General features: G+C 69.6%; 1 protein-coding gene. It reads left to right on the forward strand.

What is annotated here, in order from left to right:
• Positions 1-819, forward strand: an 819-nt coding sequence (locus LCI23_RS20455; protein WP_224948278.1) for a sensor histidine kinase, incomplete at both ends; no start/stop codon positions are given.

An 819-nucleotide genomic window follows, 5' to 3' on the forward strand; every position in this document is an offset into this window, starting at 1 on the left:
CCGCGCCACCGGCGGCGGCGCCGGCAAGCGATGGCGACGGGGTGCTGCACGCCAGCCTGCCGGTGCGCTTCAACCAGCGCGAATGGCGCGCCGACTTCAGCATCGAGCGCAGTGCGCTGCACTCGCGCTTCGACCAGTACTACCCGTGGATGGCGGCACTGGCCGGCGCCCTCAGCAGCGCCCTGCTGTACGCCCTGTTCCAGACCATGGCCTCGTCACGCCGCAGCGCCCTGCGCATGGCCGGGGACATGACGCGCGAACTGCGCGCCAGCCAGGCCAAGCTGCAGGCCACCAACGAAAAGCTGCGCCAGCTGGCGGCGCACGCCGAACAGATCAAGGAAAACGAGCGCAAGCGCATCGCACGCGAGATCCACGACGAGCTGGCCCAGAACCTGCTGGCGCTGAAGATCGAGGCCGAGATGCTGGCCCGGCGCAGCCACGGCAGCCATGGGCACCTGCACGAGCGGGCCGCGGCCACGGTGCGCCAGATCGACCAGAGCATCCGCAGCGTGCGCCAGATCATCATCGACCTGCGTCCCAACGTGCTCGACCTCGGCCTGCACGCGGCGGTGGACTGGCAGGTGGCCCAGTTCGCGCGCCGTACCGGCATCGCCTGCGAGCTGAACGAGGATGGAGACAGGGATGCGGATGAAGCCGGACAGCAGCTGGACGACAGCTGCGCCACCGCGCTGTTTCGCATCCTGCAGGAGTCGCTCAGCAACGTGGCCCGGCATGCGCAGGCGAGCCGGGTATGGATCGACCTGCGCCAGCATGCCGGCACGCTGACGATGACGGTCCGCGACAACGGCATCGGCATCG

The organism is Massilia sp. MS-15 (assembly GCF_020176695.1).
Taxonomy (GTDB): domain Bacteria; phylum Pseudomonadota; class Gammaproteobacteria; order Burkholderiales; family Burkholderiaceae_D; genus Telluria; species Telluria hydrophila.